This is a genomic window from Cellulomonas sp. B6, from assembly GCF_001462455.1.
GTDB lineage: Bacteria > Actinomycetota > Actinomycetes > Actinomycetales > Cellulomonadaceae > Cellulomonas.
In genome coordinates this window covers 1-17499 of sequence record NZ_LNTD01000003.1, presented here as the reverse complement: position 1 = coordinate 17499, position 17499 = coordinate 1, and the positions used below count along the sequence as shown (strand labels likewise).

The window sequence follows — 17499 nt, the reverse complement described above, 5'->3', positions numbered from 1 at the left end:
GCGCACCCGGGATGTCGAACGCGGGGTTCTGCCGCGACCGAGCCTCCAGGAGCGGCCGAACCCCGCGTTCGCCGGAGTGGGCGCAGAGGACGGCTGTTGGCGGCGAGTGACGTCGGCGGACCGGGAGGCTGACCGGGAGGCTGACCGGGAGGCGACGGCGCGCGTCACCCGTCCGACACGCCCGAGCGCGCGGGCGGGCGTTGTCACAGGTAACCTGCCCGCCGTGACTCGCGACACCGTCTCCCCGTCCGACCGCAGCCGTGCGATCGCGCTGTGCGAGCGCATCGACGCCGTGTTCGACCAGCGCGTCGTCGGGCAGCAGCAGCTGCGCACGTCGCTCGTCGTCGCGCTGATGTGCGGTGGGCACGTGCTGCTCGAGTCCGTGCCGGGCCTCGCCAAGACGACGGCCGCGCAGACGCTCGCGCACGCGGTGTCGGGGTCGTTCCACCGCATCCAGTGCACGCCGGACCTCATGCCGTCGGACATCGTGGGCACGCAGGTCTTCAACTACGGCACGTCGCAGTTCACGACGCAGCTGGGCCCCGTGCACGCCAACGTCGTGCTGCTCGACGAGATCAACCGCTCGTCGGCCAAGACGCAGTCGGCGATGCTCGAGGCGATGCAGGAGCGCCAGACCACGATCGCGGGCGAGATCCACCCGGTGCCGTCGCCGTTCATGGTGCTGGCCACGCAGAACCCGGTCGAGGAGGAGGGCACGCACGTGCTCCCCGAGGCGCAGATGGACCGGTTCCTGCTCAAGGAGGTCCTGGACTACCCGGACGCCGAGCAGGAGGTCGAGATCCTCGACCGCATCTCCGACGGCCGCATGGTCCGCCCGCTCGACGCGGACCGGCTGGGGCTCGACGAGGTGGCGTGGCTGCAGCGCCTGGTCGACCAGGTGTACGTCGACGCGTCGATCCGCCGGTACGTCGTCGACCTCGTCGCCACGACGCGCGGCCGCGGCCCCGTGCAGGTCCCGGGCCTGGACCGGCTCGTGCGGATGGGCGCGAGCCCCCGCGGGTCGATCTCGCTCATGCGGGTCGCGCAGGCCGTCGCGCTGCGTGCGGGCCGCGGGCACGTCGTCCCGGACGACGTCCACGCGCTGCGCAACGCCGTGCTGCGCCACCGCATCGTGCGCACGTTCGACGCGATCGCCGACGACGTGTCGACCGAGTCGATCATCACGTCGGTGTTCGACGCCGTCCCGGTGCCCTGAGCCCCGTGCCCGCCCGGTCCCGCCTCGCGCTCGTCCGCGCGCGCCTCGAGCTGCCCACGCTCCGGCGCGCCACGGGCCTGCTCGACGGACGGCACCGCGCGGTCTGGAAGGGCCACGGCGACGAGGTCGACGACCTGCACGTCTACACGCCGGGCGACGACGTGGGCGACATCGACTGGCGCGCGTCGGCGCGCTCGGCGCAGCCCGTGGTCAAGCGGTACGTCGAGACGTCGAACGTCACGCTCGTGCTGGTCGTCGACACCGGGCGGCACATGACCGCGACGTCGGCCGGCGGCGAGCCCAAGCACGAGGTCGCGCAGCTCGTGGCCGACGTCGTCGCGCACCTCGCGCACCAGCGCGGCGACCGCGTGTCCCTCGTGGCGGGCGACGCGGGCCGCGTCGTCGAGGTGCCGTCGGGCGCGGGGACGACGCACCTGGAGGTGCTGCTGCGGCGCGTGCAGCGCACGTTCGACCCCGACGCGCCCGAGGGCGACCTGGCGCGCCTGCTGGACCGCGTGCTGCGCGGCACGCCGCGCCGGTCCCTGGTGGTCGTCGTGACCGACGAGGCGCGCCCGGGCGAGGCCGACGAGCGCGCGCTCGCGCGGCTGCGCACGCGGCACGAGGTGATGGTCGTGCAGGTCGTCGACGCGGACCTGTTCGCGGCGGGTCTGGGCGCCGCGCCGGGGTCGCTCGCGGGCGGCTCGGCGGCGACCGAGCGCGGCCGGCCCGTGGTCGCGCCGCCGCGCGGGCGCCGCGTGCGGGACGTCGTGACGGGCTGGTCGCTGCCCGCGTACCTGCGGGGCCGCCGCGCCGTGCGCGAGGCGGTGGCCGCGGCGCGCACCGAGCGGCACTCGCAGGTCGAGGGCCGGCTGCGGCGGCTCGGCGTGCGGTCGGTGAGCGTCGAGAGCACGCACGACGTGCTCGACGAGATGGTCGCGCTGCTGGGGAGGTCGCGCCGTGCCGGCCGCTGAGCTCGTCGACCCGATGCCGTTCTCGTGGTGGTGGCCGTGGGTCGCCGGCGCGATCGTCGTGCTGGTGGTCGGCTGGTACGTCGGGGTGCTGCTGTGGACGCGCCGCCCCGCGGACGCACCCCCCGAGCCGACGCCGGCCGCCGGTGCCCGCCCCGCGGCGAACGCGCGCCGCGACCCGTGGGCGATGCTGCGCGGCACGACGCTCGCACGCCTCGACGAGGTCGAGCGGCGCTACCGCGCGGGCGAGGTCGACGCGCGCGGCGCGCACCTCGAGCTGCGCGCCGCGGTACGCGAGTTCGCGAGCGTCCGCACGGGCGTCGACACCACGACCATGACGGCGTCGCAGGCGCGCGAGCGCCGCGAGACGCGCCCCCTCGCACCGCTGCTCGAGCAGTCGTCGGTGCCCGCGTTCGCCCGGTCGTCCCGCACGCGCGTCACGCGCTCGCTGGACCAGGCCCGGGCACGGGTGCGCTCGTGGTGACGCGCGCGGGCCTCGAGGTGCCGTGGCTGGTGCCCGCCGTGCTGGGCGTCGTGGCCGCGGCCGTGCTCGTGGGGCTGCTGCTGCGCGACCGCCGCGCGACCACCGGCATCGCGAACACCGAGGACCTGCGGCGCGTGCCGGCGCTGCGCGCGTGGCGGGTGCGGTACCGCGCGCTGCGCGTCGGGTTGGCCCTCGCGGTCGCCGCCGCGGCCGTCGCGGCGGGCGTGCTCGCGGCGCGGCCCGTCACGGTCGAGGAGCGCACGCGCGAGCTCGCGAACCGCGACATCGTGCTGTGCCTCGACGTGTCGGGGTCGATGGTCGACTACGACGAGCGGGTCGTCGCGACGTTCGAGCGGCTGGTCGAGGGGTTCACGGGCGAGCGCGTGGCCCTCGCGGTGTTCGACTCGACGTCGTCCACCGTGTTCCCGCTGACCGACGACTACACGCTGGTCTCCGAGCAGCTGCGCGCGGCGCGCGAGGCGTTCGCCGACCCCCGCTCTCCCGAGGCGGAGGCCATCTACCGCGGCACGTCCGGGCTCGAGGGGCAGGCGTCGCTGGTCGGCGACGGGCTCGCGTCGTGCACGCTGCTGTTCGACCAGTTCGACGCCGACCGGTCGCGCTCGGTGGTGCTCGCGACCGACAACGAGGTGTGGGGGTCCCCGATCTACACGCTGCCCGACGCGGCCGCGCTCGCGGCGTCGCGCGGCGTCGTGCTGCACGCGCTGCACGCCGCCGGGCGTGAGACGTTCGCGGCGTCGACGGCCACCGAGATGCGCCTCGCGGCCGAGTCGACGGACGGCACGTTCTCGACGGCCGACGACGCGGGCGCCGTGCCCGCGATCCTCGCGCGCGTGCAGGCCAGCCAGCTCGCCGCGATGGACGCCGACCCCGAGCGCGTCGTCACCGACGACTCCGACGGCTGGCTCGTGCTGCTGTACGCCGCGGGGCTCGCGGTGGTCGTGCTGGCCTGGCGGGTGCGCGCATGAGCGCCCGCACGGTCGTGCCCGTCGCCGTCGTGCTGCTCACGGCGGTGCCGGTGCTGCTGGTGTGCCTCGGGCAGGCGCTGGGGCTGCGGGTCGAGCGCGCGGGCGGACGGCTGCGCGTGCGGCGGTCCGACGCGCCGCGCGCGGGTGCGCGGACCTGGTGGCGGCGGGCCGCGCTCGTGGTCGTGCTGGGCGTCGTGGGCCTCACGCCGACGACCGCGGCGACGCAGGCCGGTGGTGCGCGCGTGGGCGTGCAGGTGTGGTTCGTGGTGGACCGCACGGGCTCGATGGCCGCCGAGGACTGGGGCCCGGGCGACCCCGTGGTCCGCGGCCCGGGCCTGCCGCCCGAGCCGGCAGTGCAGCGTCTCGACGGCGTGCGCCACGACGTGGTCTCGCTCGCGGGCGACCTGCCCGGCGGCTCGTACGCGGTGGTGGGCTTCGCCGACGAGGCGGGCACGCAGCTGCCCCTGACGGACGACGTGAACGCCGTGCGCGCGTGGGCGCAGACCGTGACGCAGGAGGTCACGGCCGGGTCGGCGGGCACGAGCCGCGACCGCGCGCTCGAGGTGCTCACGCGGTCGTTGCAGGACGCGCGCGACCGCGACCCCGCCATGGTGCGGCTGGTGTTCTACCTGTCCGACGGCGAGCAGACCGCCGACGCCGAGCCGGGCTCGTTCGCGGAGGTCGCCGAGCTCGTCGACGGCGGCGCGGTGCTCGGGTACGGCACGGCGGCCGGTGCGCCGATGCGTGAGTTCGACGGCGTGGCCCGCCCCGACGCGCCCTACATCCCCGACCCGGACGACCCGTCGCGCCCCGCGCTGTCGCGCGCCGACGAGGCCGCGCTGCGCGAGGTCGCCGCCGAGCTCGGCGTGCCGTACGTGCACCGCGACGGCCCCACCCCGACGGCCGACCTCGTGGCCGACGTCGACGTCGCGGCGATCGCCGCCGACGGCCGCGCGGACCTGTCGACGCAGCGCGACCTGGTGTGGCCGTTCGCGCTGCTCGCGGGCGCGCTGCTCGCCGCCGAGGCGTGGACGTGGGCGCGCGCGTCGAGCCGTCGCCGCAGGAGGACCTCATGATCAACGACGACCGCCGGGACCGGCGGCGCCGCGGAGCCGAGCAGCAGCGCCGCCGCCGCGAGGCCGAGGAGCAGCGCCGCGCCGCGCGCCGCGCGGCCGTCGAGCTGAGCCAGCGCACCGCGCAGGCGCGGGCAGCCGCGCGCGGCACGGGCCGTCCGACCACCCGCAAGGAGCGCCGCGCGGCGAAGCGCGCCCGCATCGCCGCGATGCCGCTGCACCGACGGCGGCGCCGGCGGCTGCTGCTCTGGAGCTGGCTGCCCGCGCTCCTGCTGCTCGCGTTCGCGCTGAACCTGTCGCGCATGGCGCCCGGCTACGCCGCGGCACGCGAGATCTACGACCACGGCGACGAGTGGCGCGCGGTCGACGCGTTCGAGCAGGTCAAGGACCGCACGATCGTCGAGCGGTGGAAGGCCGCGTTCAACGCGGGCACCGCGGCCTACCGCGCGGGCCGGTACACGCGCGCCGTGCAGCACCTCGACGAGGCGCTCGCCGGGGTGCCCGAGCAGCACCGGTGCGACGTGCAGACCAACCGCGCGCTCGCGCTGCAGGCCGCCGAGGCCTCGGCGGTGAAGAGCGCGGACGAGCAGCTCGAGTACGCGAGGAAGCTCGCCGACGCGCTCGCGGCGCAGGCCGCGGGCGAGCCGTACGACCCCGCGGACCTCGAACCCCGGTACGGCGACGAGCCGCCCGTCCTGGCCGACGAGATGTCGTACGCCTCGTTCCTGCTCCGCATCGCCGCCGACCACGCGGCCCTGGCGGCCGAGGCGCTCGGCGACCCGGCGTGCACGCCGCCGCCCTCGCAGGGCGGCGGAGGCGAGGACGACCAGGAGGACCAGGGCGGCGGGGGCGGCGGCCAGGACGAGCAGGGCGGCGGTGCCGACGAGCAGGACGGCCAGGACGGCGACGACGCGTCGTCGTCGCCGCAGGCGGCCGCCGAGCAGCGCATGCAGGACCTGCTGGACCTCGCGGCCGGCGTCGAGCAGCTCGCCCGCGCGGCCGAGGACGGCACGATCGACGACCTGCCTGCGCCCGGCTCCGGCCCGGGCGACCAGGGCGCGCCGGATCCCGCGCAGGCGGAGGCCGAGCGGCAGCAGCAGCTCGCCGAGCGCAACGGCCACGCCGGCGGTGGCGGTGACGGCAGCGACGAGGGCGAGGGCGAGAGCGGCTCGGGCGGGCGCGGCGGCGGCGACCAGCCCGGCACCGGTGGCGGCGGGCGCGGCGGCCGCAACTGGTGAGCTGACGGTGGGCGTTCGTCCAGGCGCACGCGCCGCTGGCGGGCACGCGGGGTGCTGTCCGATCCCTTCCACCGGTGCCCGACCCGCTGCTAGCGTCCGGACGAGCCCGGGGCACCGTCGCCCCCGGCCGTGACGTCGGAAGCCAGGGGGCCACCGCATGTTCCAGCACGTCCGTCGATCAGTCCTGCCCGTCGTCGTCACCGCCGTCGCGGTGACCTCCCTCGGGCTGTCCGCCGCCCACGCCGACCCGGGCCGGGGCGCGCCGGACGACCGCGAGGACGCCCGGCTCGCCGCGCGCGAGCTGCGCGCGACCGGCGGCCAGAACGCGTTCAACGAGCTGCTCGCCGGCGTGCTCGCGTCGCACCCCGACGATCTCGTCGACTTCTCGTGGGACGGCGCGCGCGGGCACGTCGTCGTCGCGCAGGGCGCGGACGCGCTCGCCGGCGACCTGGCCTCGGCCGGCGTCGACGTCACCACCGCCCCCGGGGGCGCCGTGCCGTACGCCGGACGCGCGGACGTCGAGCTCGCCGCCATCGAGAACCTGCGCGCCGCCGGCGCCACCTCCCTCGCCGCGCGCTACGACGCCGAGAGCCAGACGGTGCAGGTCACGGCCTGGACGGACGACGCCGCGGCCACGGCCGCGCGGGTCGACGACCTGCTCGCCGCACCGACCGCGCGCGCCGCGGCCGGGCCCCGGGTGGACGTGACCTACGAGCCCGCGGCCGACGTGCCGCAGGAGAACGCCACGCAGGGCGGCGAGGTCTACGGCGGGTGCACGGGCGGCTTCATGGCGACGCGCGGCTCCGCGTACGGCATCACGACGTCGGCGCACTGCGCCACGAAGCCCGCGAAGTACGACGGCGACACCACGGGCAGCACCTACGTCGCGTCGAGCAACCGCGACGTGCGCTTCACGGCGCTGAGCGGGGACACGCCCCAGAACAAGTTCCGGATCGGCGCGTCGGAGCTGCGGACCATCACCGCCACCGGGATCGTCACCACCGGCTCGCTGCTGTTCAAGTACGGCAAGACCACCGGGTACGGCTCGTCGAAGGTCGAGTCCTACAAGGGCTGCGTGACGTTCTCGTCCGGCAACGTGTGGTGCAACCTCTACTACACGGAGAACAAGGTGACCTCGGGCGGGGACTCGGGCGGTCCCTGGTTCGTCGCGGGCACCGGCTACGGCTTCACGACCGGCAGCAACTCGGGCGGCTCGTACGTCACGCCCGTCGCCTACGTCGGATCGATCTCCGGCACCGTGAAGGTGAAGACGAGCTGATGGCCGACGGACGCGCTCGCGGCGGGCTCCTCGCGGCCGTCGCCGCGGTGGTGCTCGTCGCGAGCGCGTGCGCGGGCGGGGGCGACGGCGGGGAGGACGGTGCGTCGGGCGACGTACCGGCCACGCCCGCGGCGACCGACCAGCAGCCCGACGCGGCCCGGGCGGCGCTCGAGCTCGCGGTCCTGGACGCCCTCGCGGACGACCCGCACCCCAAGGACGCGCGCTACGAGCCGGACCGTGAGCGTGTCGTGGTGACGGTCCGGACCTCGGGGACGACGCTCGACCCCGGCGTGCTGCGCGACCTGCGGGAGCGGGCGGAGCGGGTGACGGACGGCGTCGTGGTCGTGGTCGAGACGACGGACGAGGACGTCCCGGCGGAGGACTGACGGGCGACCCGGTGGTGCCGCGGCACCGCGGGGCGTCCCGACGGGCCGGGCCTGCGGCCGGAGGCCCGGCGGGTGCGAGGATCGAGCACGTGCGCGTGACCGAACCTCCCCCCTTCGACGTCGTCCCCGACGTGCGCCTGGTCGCCGTCGACATGGACGGCTCGCTGCTCGACGACACCAAGCGCGTCGACCCGTCTTTCTGGCCGCTGCTGGACGCGCTGGTCGCGCGGGGCGTGACCGTGTGCCCCGCGAGCGGGCGGCAGTACGCGACGCTGCGACGCCAGCTGGGGCGCGACGACCTCGTGTACGTCGCCGAGAACGGGGCGCTCGTCGTGCGGGACGGCGAGCCGCTCGCGGTCGACGGGCTCGCCGCGACGACCGCGCGGGACGTCGTGCGGGCCGTGCGGTCGCACGCCGCGGGCGGCGCCGACGTGGGCGTCGTGCTGTGCGGGCGCGCGTCGGCGTACGTCGAGCGCACCGACGCGGCGTTCCTCGCACAGTGCGAGCCGTACTACGCGCTGCTCGAGCAGGTGCCGGACCTCACGGCCGTCGAGGACACGGTGCTCAAGGTCGCGGTCTACGACTTCGGCCCGGCCGAGACGGGGGTGGCACCGGCCCTCGCGACGTTCACGGACGCGGCGCGCGTGCTCGTCAGCGGCCAGCACTGGGTGGACGTCATGAGCCCGACCGCGGACAAGGGGCACGCGCTGCGCGACGTGCAGGCCGCGCTCGGTGTCACGCCCGCGCAGACCGTCGCGTTCGGCGACTACCTCAACGACCTCGGCATGCTCGACGCGGCGCAGTGGTCGTTCGCAATGGACAACGCGCACCCCGACGTCCGGGCGCACGCGCGGTACGTGGCACCGTCCAACGCGGACAACGGCGTGGTCCGCACGCTGCGCGCGCTGCTGCGGCTGCCCTGACGGACGCGCGACGGGGTGCGACCGACGACCGACGGGGTGCGTCGCAGGCCCGCGCGGGGTGGGATGGACGCATGAAGACACGCAACCTCGCCGGAGTCCCCGTCAGCGCCGTCGGCCTTGGCGGCATGCCCATGAGCATCGAGGGCCGCCCCGACCGGGAGCGCTCGGTCGCCACGATCCACGCCGCGCTCGACGCGGGCGTCACGCTCGTCGACACCGCGGACGCGTACCACCTGCACGCCGACGAGGTCGGCCACAACGAGGAGCTCATCGCGCAGGCGCTGCGCTCGTGGGGCGGCGACACGTCGGGCGTCGTGGTCGCGACCAAGGGCGGTCACCTGCGCCCGGGCGACGGCTCCTGGACGCTCGACGGGTCGCCCGAGCACCTGCGCGCCGCGGCGCAGGCGTCGGCCCGCCGCCTGGGCGTCGAGCAGATCGGCCTCTACCAGTTCCACCGCCCCGACCCGCAGGTGCCGTACGCCGAGTCGCTCGGCGCGATCGTCGAGCTGCTCGACTCGGGGCTGATCCGCATGGCCGGCATCTCGAACGCCGACCCGGACCAGATCCGCCTCGCGCAGGAGCTGCTGGGCGGCCGGCTCGCGTCGGTGCAGAACCAGTACTCGCCGTCGTTCCGCTCGTCGCAGCCCGAGCTCGAGCTGTGCGCCGAGCTGGGCGTCGCGTTCCTCCCGTGGAGCCCGCTGGGCGGCATCCGCAGCGCGCGGGACCTGGGCACGCGGTACGCCGCGTTCCAGGAGGTCGCCGACGCGCACGGCGTGAGCCCGCAGCAGGTGACGCTCGCGTGGGAGCTCGCGCAGGCCGACGTCGTCATCCCGATCCCGGGGGCGTCGCGCCCCGCGTCGATCCAGGACTCGGTGCGTGCCGCGGACCTCGAGCTCACGGCGGACGAGGTCGCCGCGCTGGACGCCGCCGTCGCCTGACCCTCCCCCCGGTCACGCCGCCGCGCCGGGCACGGCGGCGTGACCGGGACGCTACCCTCACCACCCGGCGCTGCGCCCGGACGGGTGACCAGCGGCGCGGGTGTCCACAGATCGTGTCCACACCCCTGTGTCTGACTCGTGGACTCCCAGGTGACCCTGTGGACGAGCATGTGGATGGCGCGGTGGACGAGAACTCCGGACCCGCGCCCCTTGCGCCGCGTCACGCGCAGGACTAGAAGACGGTCATCGAGCGCGTCGCACCGCCGCCACCAGCGCAGACGCGGCTCGCGACGGGTCCGTCAGCGGCACGCGGCCAGGGCGGACGAGCCGAGCGGAGAGCGTGTGGACGCCTCCGCAGGGAGACCCACCGCCCTGTGGACGACGACGTGGGAACCCGTGGGCCGCACCCTCACGCGGGCGCGGACTCCACGAGGATCGTCACGGGCCCGTCGTTCACGAGCTCGACCGCCATGTCGGCGCCGAACCGCCCCGTCGCGACCTCGAGCCCGCGCTCCCGCAGCGCCGCCACCACCGCGTCGACCAGCGGCTCCGCGACCGGACCGGGGGCCGCCGCGTTCCACGTCGGCCGGCGGCCCTTGCGCACGTCGGCGTACAACGTGAACTGGCTGACGACGAGCACGGGTGCGCCCGCGTCGACCGCCGACCGCTCGTCGCGCAGGATCCGCAGCTCGGCGATCTTGCGCGCCACGACCTCGACCTGGGCGGGGCCGTCGCCGGGCGTCACGCCCACGAGCGCGAGCAGCCCGGGCCGGTCGATCTTCCCCACGACCTGGCCGTCCACGCGCACCGCCGCGCGCGTGACGCGCTGGACGACGGCCCTCACGCGGCGTCGCCGAACGTCGCGCGCACCTCGCCGACCGGCTGCCCGTGACCCAGCACGGGCGTCGCACCGACGGCCGCGACGAGCGCGGGGTCGACGCCCGCGACGACGAGCGCGGCGGCCAGCACCGCGGCCCGCGGCCGCGCCGAGCCGTCGAGCACCTTGAGCGCGACCGCACCGCCGTCGGGCAGGCCCGCGGCGTACACGCCGTCGGCGCCGTCCTTCGCGACCAGCCCGGGCACGGCCTGCATGACTGCCGTGACGTCGCGGCCCGTCCCGCCCACGTGCCAGGGGTGCGTCGTCATGGCCCGGGCGACCCGGGCGAGCGGCGACGCCGGGTCCCCCGCGGACGCGATCGCGCCGAACGCCCGCGCGAGGCCCGCCAGCGTCGTCGACAGCAGCGGCGCGCCGCAGCCGTCGACGGTCACGTGGTCCACCCGGTCGCCCGTCAGCTCGGCGGTCGTCGCCACGACGGCCCGCTGCAGCGGGTGCCCCGGGTCGCGGTAGGTCGCGACGTCCCAGCCCGCCGCGCGGCACGTCGCGAGCATCGCGGCGTGCTTGCCGGAGCAGTTCTGCGTGAGCGACGCGGGTGCGTGCCCGTCGGTGCGCCGCTGCCACGCGGCGTCGGCCGACAGCGGCCAGTCGGGCGTGTTCTGCAGGTCGGCCTCGTCCAGCCCGGCGCCGGCCAGCACGCGCCGCACGACGTCGAGGTGCCCCGGCTCCCCCGAGTGGCTCGCGCACGCGAGCGCGAGCTCCTCGCCGTCCGCGTCGAGACCCGCGCGCAGCATCGCGACGGCCTGCACGGGCTTGAGCGACGACCGCGGCCAGACCACGACGTCGGGGTCGCCGAGCGCGAGCCGCACCGAGCCGTCGGGCGCGAGCACGACGACGTGCCCCAGGTGCACCGACTCCACGAGGTCGCCGCGCACGACGTCCGCGAGCGGGACCGCCGCCGTGGCGACGTCGCGCGCGCTCACCACCCGCCCCGCGAGCCGCCACCGCCGCGCCGACCGGAGTACGGCGCCACCGCGGGACGCACGTCGACGAGGTACACGATCGCGGCCGCCGCGCTGCCGAGCGCGAGGAAGCTCAGCCCGAACGACGGGAACCCGGGGATCGGCACCGAGATGAACGCGACGACCGCGGCCGCCACGAGCAGCCAGGTCCAGAACGTCTTGGTGCGCTTGCCCGCCGCCGTGAACGCCCCCGCGGGACGCCGCAGGCAGTCCAGCAGCGCCCACGCGCTCAGCACGAAGATCGTCAGGTAGAAGACGAAGAAGAGCAGTGCCTGCACCGACCAGATGAACCCCACGGACCCGAGCCTACGAGACGGCCGGGCTCACGGGCGCGGCAGCACCGCCAGGCCCTCGGAGCGCGCCGCGACGGCGAGGTGCTCGTCCCACGCGAGCACCAGCAGGTCGGGCGAGCGCAGCACGAGCGCCGACGCGAGGTGCACGGCGTCGGCGGCGCGCAGCGGGTGCCGCTCGACCAGCCGCGCCGCCTCGTCGAGGACCGCGGGCACGGTCTCGACGAGCCGCAGGCCCGGGCTCAGGCGGCGCCACGCCGCCGTCGCGGTGCGCGCGGCGTCGTCGTCGAGCGCACCGGCCCGCCGGCCGGACGCGAGCACGGCCCGCACCTCGGCGTCGGCCAAGCGGGACGTGACGACGAGGTCGGCGCCGTCCCAGACCGCGGCGACCAGGTCGGTGCCCGGCTCGGCGACGCACAGCTTCACCAGCGCGCTGGTGTCCAGGTACGCGAGCGCCACGGTCAGCGCCGCAGCCGTCGCACGAGGCCCGAGACCGCACGCGCGGCGCCCGCGGCACGCTCGGGCTCGGCGGCAGGTCGCTCGCCCGCCGCAGCCGTGAGCAGGCCGTCGCGCTCGAGCCGCGCCACGAGGTCCGCGGACTCGATGCCCACGAGCCGGGCGACGGGCACGCCGCGCTCGGTCACGACGACGTCCTGCCCCGACCGCGCCGTCTCGATCCACTGCCTGAGCTCCGCGCGCAACGCGCTGACCGCGACCTCCATGCCCCCGGACGCTACCGGGCGGGGCTCACCGGCCGTCGGACCCGCGCCACGCGTCGGCGGGCCGATCCACGGCCGCGCCCGGCTGCGGGCCGGCGGACCGCCGCCCCGCGCGACCGTGCCCCGCGCGCCGGGACGTCAGAGCTCGGGGAGGGCGGTGCGCGCGTCCGCGGGCGACGCCCCGGCGGCCTCCAGCAGGTCGACGACGAGCGAGCGCAGCAGCAGCACGAGCGACTGCGCCTGCCAGTCCTCGGGCGCGAGCGCGTGCGGGTCGAGCGTCCCCGCGAGGTCGAGCAGCCGCTCGCGCGCGGCGCGTGCGTCGTGCCCCGAGCCGACGGCGGCCGCGAGGTCGTCGGTCGAGCGGGCCGCCGACGCGACGGCGTCGGCCAGCCCGGGCGCGACGTGCCCGTCCTCGACCGCGGCCACCGCGCGGCGTGCGAGCACGCGCGCGTTGCGCATCGCGCGGTCGAGCAGCACGGACTCGTCCACGAGCCGGTGCAGCTCGCCGCGGTGCCGGCGGTGCGCGGGGGCGAGGCGCACGAGCTCGGCGGCCGAGCGCGCGGAGTCGCGCCACTCGTCGAGCGCGGGCTGCGACGCGCGCCCCGTGAGCAGCGCGGACTCGACGTCGTCGACCGAGCGCGTGCGCAGCCCGCGGGCCAGCACGTGCAGCACGGCCGCGAGCTCCTGGACCGCCGTCTGCGCGAGCGTGCGCGGGTGCCGACGCGGGTCGGTCGGCGTGAGCAGCGCGACCGCGAGGGCGACCCCGCCGCCGATCAGCGCGTCGACCCACCGCCCGAACGGCGACCCCGTGGTCTGCGGCAGACCGACGATGACGATGGCCTGCACGCCGGCCTGCGTCGTGAGCATGAGCCCGCGGTCGAGGAACCGACCCAGCAGCGCGGCGACCAGGAGCACGAGCGCCATCTGCCACACGCCCGAGCCGATGACGTGCACGACGAGGTCGCCCGCCCCGACGCCGATCGCGACCCCGACAGCCAGCTCGGCGACGCGGCGCACGTTCCGGTCGCGCGAGAACCCGAGCGCGATCCACGTGCTGACGGGGGCGAAGAACGCCGCCGGGTGCCCGGCGACGTACCGCGCGATCCCGTACGAGACCCCCGCCGCGAGCGACGCCTGGAGGATCAGCAGCCACGACGCCCGCACGCGCGACCAGCCGGCCCGCACACGGGACTCGACCTGCAGACGCAGCGCGGCGGACGAGCCGAGGGACGAGGCGACGCTCACGCGGCACCCGCCACGCGCGTCACGGCCCGAGCATCGGGTGCTGCCCGAGCCCCCGGGTGAGCGGTCCGCGCGGCGCGGGCCGGTCGGCCGTCACGCCCTCGCCACGCACGACGACCTCCTGCCCGGCCGAGACGGCGCCGCCGTCGCAGTCGACCAGCAGCACGGCGTCCTCGGGCACGGATCGCTTGACGACCGCGAGCGCGACCGGGCCGAGCTCGTGGTGCCGCGCGACGGAGGTCACGCGGCCCACCGGACGCCCGGGCTCCGCACCCTCGCCGCCCCCGGCCGTGGGCGCCGCGGCGGCCGGCAGCCGCACGGCCGCGCCGACCTCGGGCACGAGGTGTCCCGAGCCGTCGAGGTGCAGCATGACCAGCCGGCGCGGCGGACGCCCCAGGTTGTGCACGCGCGCGACGGTCTCCTGCCCGCGGTAGCACCCCTTGTGCAGGTGCACCGAGCTGCGCAGCCAGTCGAGCTCGTGCGGGATCGTGCGGTCGTCGACCTCACGGGTCGCACGGGGGCGCCACGCCTCGACGCGCAGCGCCTCGGACGCCCACGTGCCGACGAGCGGCCAGCCCGCTGCCTCGCGCGCCCGGACCTCGTCGGCGAGCCGCTCGCGCGGCACGAGCACGAGCCGCCACGGCCGGTCGACGCCCGGGTGCGCGGCGTCGTCGGCGCCGTACCGCGTGCCGCCGGGGGCGGTGCGCGGCCACGGGTCGCGCCACGTCACGGGCTCGCCCTCGGCGCCCTCGGCGTCGACCGGCTCGCCGATCGCGGCCCACGCGTCGGTGACGTCGGCGACCTCGACGCGCAGCATGAAGCGCATCCGGTCGAGCCACGCCGCGAGGGCCGGGGCGGTCTCGGTGAGCAGCCAGGTGGTCTCGCCGTCGTCGACGACGCCGACCGCGTGCTCGACGTGCCCGTGGGGGTCGAGCACCAGCAGCTCGGTCGACGTGCGCGGGGCGAGCGTCGCGACGTCCTGCGACGTCAGCGAGTGCAGCCAGGTCAGGCGGTCGGGGCCCGTCACGGTCACGACCCCCAGGTGCGACTGGTCGACCACCGCACCGCCGCGCGCGAGCGCGCGCTGCTCGGCGGTCGGGTCGCCGTAGTGCCACGCGACGCCCGCGTCGGGCCCGGCGCCCGGGACGGCGCCGTGCCGCGTCAGCAGCGGGCTGCGGTGGCGTGGCTCGACGGGCGCGGCGTCCTCGACGGCCGTGGCGTCCACGGCGGGCCCCGGGCCCGGCTGCGCGGTCACGTCAGTCCTCCACGCGGCTCAGGCGCGCCGAGGCGTAGGACTGCAGCGGCTGCCCGAACGCGGCGAGGTCGTGCGCCCACATCAGGTCGCCCTCGACCAGGCCGTACAGGCGCTTGCCGGCGTTGACGGCGGCACCGGACGCGGTGTGCGCGATCAGGTCCGACGCGAGGTCGATGCGCCCCTTGCCGACGGCCCCGACGTAGACCGACACGTTCCCCGACGGGTCGGCGAGCAGCAGCTCGACGGGGTGCTGCTCGTCGGGCAGGTCGGCGGGGCGCTCGGGCGGCACGCGCCAGAAGCCGGACTCGGTGGACCACACGGGGCCCTCCGGGGCGGCGTCGCCCGGGGTCGCGTCGGCCGCGTCGTCACCGGTCAGCGCGGCGGCGTCGTCGGGCGCCTCGACGAGCCGGACGGTCGTGCGGTAGGCGAGGTAGGGGCCCCCGTCGTGCGTGACCTCGAGCTCCTGCGTGAAGGTGCTCTCCTCGATGCCGGGGTACCCCACGACGCCTTCGCCGCGCCAGCGGCCGACCAGCCAGGCGAGCGGGTAGACCTCGGGCGCGAGGCCCTCGGGCAGCACGAACGGCACAGTGCCTCCTCGGCGTCGGGCGTGCACCGGCGGCGGCCGGCGACGTGCACGGGGTCGCGCACCGCCGGGTCGGCGGCGCGCGGGCGCGGTCAGCGCCGAGGGCTCAGCGCTGGCCCTTGTAGAGGCGGTACACGACGAACGTCGCGAACCACCCGATCGTCAGCGTGGCGGCCACGAGCAGGCCGATGAAGAAGCCCTCGAGCGCAGTCATGCACCGATCCTAACGACGCACGGCGCTCGGATCGTCCCGAGCGGCCGGCAGCGGCCGGCCCGGAGGCCCGCTCAGCCTGCGAGCACGCGCCCGGCGACGTAGACGAGCACGCCGGTCACGGTCACGGGGAGCACCACGACCGCGAACGCGGGGACCCGCCGCACGAGGGCCGGGAGGCGGTCGAACAGCGCGTGCATGGCCGCGACCAGCACACCCACGCCCACGCCCAGCGCGACGCCGGCCGCGAGGTGCACGGTCGGCAGGAGCGCGCCCACGAGCGCACCGCCCGCGGTCGCCGCGACCACGGTGACCAGGTAGACCACCCACGCGCGCCCTCGCAGCGCGACCGCCGCGGAGCCGAGCGCGAGCGCGATCGCGCCGGCCACCACGAGCTCGTCGCCGCCCGTGAGCCGCGACGTCGCGACCCAGCCGGTGACGCACACCGCGAGCACCGTGCCGGTGACCGTGCCGGACACCGACTCGACCATGCGCACGCGCCCGTCGCGGCGCAGCAGCTCGTTGACGAACGCGAGCACCACGGCGCCCGCCAGCACGAGCGCCATGTGCTGCAGGAAGGGGTCGTCGGGGGTCACGGTGACCGCCGCGACGGCGCCCAGGCCGCCGAGCCCGACCACGGCCCCGGCCCCCGGCGTGAACGGCAGCCCGGCGAGCGCCGGCCACCCGACCGCGAGCGCGACGACGAGCACCGCGCTGACCACCGCGAGCGGCAGCATCCCGAAGTACCCCGCGACCGCGACCACGGCGGCCAGCGCGGCGGTGACGACCGACCGGGTCTCGACGCTCATCGGTCGCCCCGGCCCCGGCCGTGCGGCGCCGTCACGGGGTGCTCGGCACGGCGTCGGGAGCGGCGTCGGGGGGAGCGGGCGTCGTCAGGCACGCGGGCGATTGTCGCAGACCCCGGGCGGGGACCGGGCGCCGGTGGTCCCGTCCGGACGGGTGGTCGCGGGCGCGTCGGGGGGTCGTTCTGCGAGACCGTGCTCACGCGTGGTGCGCCACGTTGTAGCGTGTCCCCACTCGCAGCCAGGAGGTGACCGGTGGCGGATCTGCTGCTCCTCACGCCTGCGTCCGGGGGTTCGGCACAGGTGCTGCCCGCGTTGGGGCTCCTGTCCCACCGGGTCCGCGTCCTTCCCGTCGAGCCGTCCGCCCTCGTGGACGCACCGGACGCCGACATCGTCGTGCTCGACGCGCGCCGCGACCTGGTGACCGCACGCACGACGTGCCGCCTGCTGCGCGCGACGGGTCTGACCGTGCCGCTCGTCCTGGTCCTCACCGAGGGCGGCCTGACGGTCGTCACGGCCGAGTGGGGCGCCGACGACATCGTGCTCGAGCACGCGACGCCGGCCGAGGTCGAGACGCGGTTCCGCCTCGTCATGGAGCGCGCGGCCACGGCCGCCTACGACGACTCCCCGCAGGAGATCTCGTCGGGCGAGCTGACGATCGACGCGGGCGGCTACACGGCCCGCCTGCGCGGCCGTCCGCTCGACCTCACGTACAAGGAGTTCGAGCTCCTCAAGTACCTCGTGCAGCACCCGGGCCGCGTCTTCACGCGCGCGCAGCTGCTGCAGGAGGTCTGGGGCTACGACTACTACGGGGGCACGCGCACGGTCGACGTCCACGTGCGGCGCCTGCGCGCCAAGCTCGGCCCCGAGCACGAGCAGCTCATCGGCACGGTCCGCAACGTCGGCTACCGGTTCGACCCGCCCAAGGACCGTCGCCCCGCCGACGACCGCGCCGACGTCCCGGAGCCCGCGGACGCCTGACGCGCGCGACCGGCACCGCTCGGTCGTAGGCTGGGACGCAGGAGCGCCGGGAAGCCTGGTCGGCAGC

At 76.7% G+C, this 17499-nt stretch carries 20 protein-coding genes; 11 read left to right on the top strand and 9 right to left on the bottom strand.

Annotated features, from left to right (window positions below; translation table 11 throughout):
- The first annotated feature begins 223 nt into the window (after positions 1-223).
- From ATM99_RS00150 to ATM99_RS00105, 10 genes are all read left to right on the top strand, one after another.
- On the top strand, positions 224-1216 hold the full coding sequence (locus tag ATM99_RS00150; protein WP_062100938.1) for a MoxR family ATPase: 993 nt from the start codon (positions 224-226) through the stop codon (positions 1214-1216).
- 5 nt (positions 1217-1221) lie between these two features.
- Positions 1222-2187 carry a DUF58 domain-containing protein gene (locus ATM99_RS00145; RefSeq protein WP_062100937.1) on the top strand — a complete coding sequence of 322 codons (966 nt, stop codon included), beginning with the start codon at positions 1222-1224 and terminating at the stop codon, positions 2185-2187.
- Entirely contained in the window at positions 2174-2668 is a 495-nt protein-coding gene (locus ATM99_RS00140) for a hypothetical protein (RefSeq protein WP_062100936.1), read from the top strand. Before ATM99_RS00145 ends, ATM99_RS00140 begins: the two co-directional genes overlap by 14 nt.
- Entirely contained in the window at positions 2662-3654 is a 993-nt protein-coding gene (locus ATM99_RS00135) for a VWA domain-containing protein (protein WP_062100935.1), read from the top strand. Before ATM99_RS00140 ends, ATM99_RS00135 begins: the two co-directional genes overlap by 7 nt.
- Positions 3651-4730, top strand: coding sequence for a VWA domain-containing protein (locus tag ATM99_RS00130; RefSeq protein ID WP_062100934.1), 1080 nt, complete (start codon positions 3651-3653; stop codon positions 4728-4730). Before ATM99_RS00135 ends, ATM99_RS00130 begins: the two co-directional genes overlap by 4 nt.
- Positions 4727-5965, top strand: a complete 1239-nt coding sequence (locus ATM99_RS00125) for a hypothetical protein (RefSeq protein WP_150118027.1) — start codon at positions 4727-4729, stop codon at positions 5963-5965. Before ATM99_RS00130 ends, ATM99_RS00125 begins: the two co-directional genes overlap by 4 nt.
- Positions 5966-6122: 157 nt before the next feature.
- On the top strand, positions 6123-7244 hold the full coding sequence (locus ATM99_RS00120; protein WP_062100932.1) for a hypothetical protein: 1122 nt from the start codon (positions 6123-6125) through the stop codon (positions 7242-7244).
- Complete coding sequence (locus ATM99_RS19120) at positions 7244-7630, top strand: hypothetical protein (protein ID WP_062100931.1); 387 nt, start codon at positions 7244-7246, stop codon at positions 7628-7630. The genes ATM99_RS00120 and ATM99_RS19120 overlap by 1 nt, the downstream gene beginning before the upstream one ends.
- Before the next feature lie 95 nt (positions 7631-7725).
- Entirely contained in the window at positions 7726-8553 is an 828-nt protein-coding gene (locus tag ATM99_RS00110) for a Cof-type HAD-IIB family hydrolase (protein WP_255356756.1), read from the top strand.
- A 71-nt stretch (positions 8554-8624) separates the two neighbouring features.
- Complete coding sequence (locus ATM99_RS00105) at positions 8625-9491, top strand: aldo/keto reductase (RefSeq protein WP_062100930.1); 867 nt, start codon at positions 8625-8627, stop codon at positions 9489-9491.
- Positions 9492-9900: 409 nt separating this feature from the next.
- Here ATM99_RS00105 and dtd read toward each other — a convergent pair whose 3' ends face one another.
- The 9 genes from dtd to ATM99_RS00060 form a co-directional block, all read right to left on the bottom strand.
- Positions 9901-10335 (bottom strand): D-aminoacyl-tRNA deacylase, encoded by a 435-nt coding sequence (gene dtd / locus ATM99_RS00100; RefSeq protein ID WP_062100929.1) that lies wholly within the window; start codon positions 10333-10335, stop codon positions 9901-9903.
- A complete protein-coding gene (locus ATM99_RS00095; protein WP_062100940.1) occupies positions 10332-11309 on the bottom strand; it encodes an asparaginase in 978 nt (325 codons plus the stop codon). Before ATM99_RS00095 ends, dtd begins: the two co-directional genes overlap by 4 nt.
- The gene (locus ATM99_RS00090; RefSeq protein ID WP_062100928.1) at positions 11306-11644 is read right to left on the bottom strand and encodes a DUF2516 family protein; all 339 of its coding nucleotides are present in this window, start codon (positions 11642-11644) and stop codon (positions 11306-11308) included. Before ATM99_RS00090 ends, ATM99_RS00095 begins: the two co-directional genes overlap by 4 nt.
- Before the next feature lie 27 nt (positions 11645-11671).
- Positions 11672-12097: a type II toxin-antitoxin system VapC family toxin gene (locus ATM99_RS00085; protein WP_062100927.1), complete on the bottom strand. Its 426-nt coding sequence runs from the start codon at positions 12095-12097 to the stop codon at positions 11672-11674.
- Between the two features lie 2 nt (positions 12098-12099).
- Positions 12100-12360: a type II toxin-antitoxin system Phd/YefM family antitoxin gene (locus ATM99_RS00080; protein WP_062100926.1), complete on the bottom strand. Its 261-nt coding sequence runs from the start codon at positions 12358-12360 to the stop codon at positions 12100-12102.
- A 135-nt stretch (positions 12361-12495) separates the two neighbouring features.
- Positions 12496-13602 (bottom strand): aromatic acid exporter family protein, encoded by a 1107-nt coding sequence (locus ATM99_RS00075; protein ID WP_062100925.1) that lies wholly within the window; start codon positions 13600-13602, stop codon positions 12496-12498.
- A 19-nt stretch (positions 13603-13621) separates the two neighbouring features.
- Positions 13622-14824: a folate-binding protein YgfZ gene (locus ATM99_RS00070; protein WP_062100939.1), complete on the bottom strand. Its 1203-nt coding sequence runs from the start codon at positions 14822-14824 to the stop codon at positions 13622-13624.
- 31 nt (positions 14825-14855) lie between these two features.
- Positions 14856-15440: an FABP family protein gene (locus tag ATM99_RS00065; RefSeq protein ID WP_062100924.1), complete on the bottom strand. Its 585-nt coding sequence runs from the start codon at positions 15438-15440 to the stop codon at positions 14856-14858.
- A 282-nt stretch (positions 15441-15722) separates the two neighbouring features.
- Positions 15723-16457, bottom strand: coding sequence for a hypothetical protein (locus tag ATM99_RS00060; protein ID WP_062100923.1), 735 nt, complete (start codon positions 16455-16457; stop codon positions 15723-15725).
- 249 nt (positions 16458-16706) lie between these two features.
- On the opposite strand from ATM99_RS00060, the gene ATM99_RS00055 reads away from it, so the two are divergent.
- A complete protein-coding gene (locus ATM99_RS00055; RefSeq protein WP_062100922.1) occupies positions 16707-17432 on the top strand; it encodes a response regulator transcription factor in 726 nt (241 codons plus the stop codon).
- Positions 17433-17499 lie beyond the last annotated feature (67 nt).

Coding starts and splice junctions, on each gene's coding strand:
- ATM99_RS00105 (WP_062100930.1), top strand. CDS start 8,625: ATGAAGACACGCAACCTCGCCGGAGTCCCCGTCAGCGCCGTCGGCCTT.
- ATM99_RS00080 (WP_062100926.1), bottom strand. CDS start 12,360: ATGGAGGTCGCGGTCAGCGCGTTGCGCGCGGAGCTCAGGCAGTGGATC.
- ATM99_RS00130 (WP_062100934.1), top strand. CDS start 3,651: ATGAGCGCCCGCACGGTCGTGCCCGTCGCCGTCGTGCTGCTCACGGCG.
- ATM99_RS00060 (WP_062100923.1), bottom strand. CDS start 16,457: ATGAGCGTCGAGACCCGGTCGGTCGTCACCGCCGCGCTGGCCGCCGTG.
- ATM99_RS00120 (WP_062100932.1), top strand. CDS start 6,123: ATGTTCCAGCACGTCCGTCGATCAGTCCTGCCCGTCGTCGTCACCGCC.
- ATM99_RS00125 (WP_150118027.1), top strand. CDS start 4,727: ATGATCAACGACGACCGCCGGGACCGGCGGCGCCGCGGAGCCGAGCAG.
- ATM99_RS19120 (WP_062100931.1), top strand. CDS start 7,244: ATGGCCGACGGACGCGCTCGCGGCGGGCTCCTCGCGGCCGTCGCCGCG.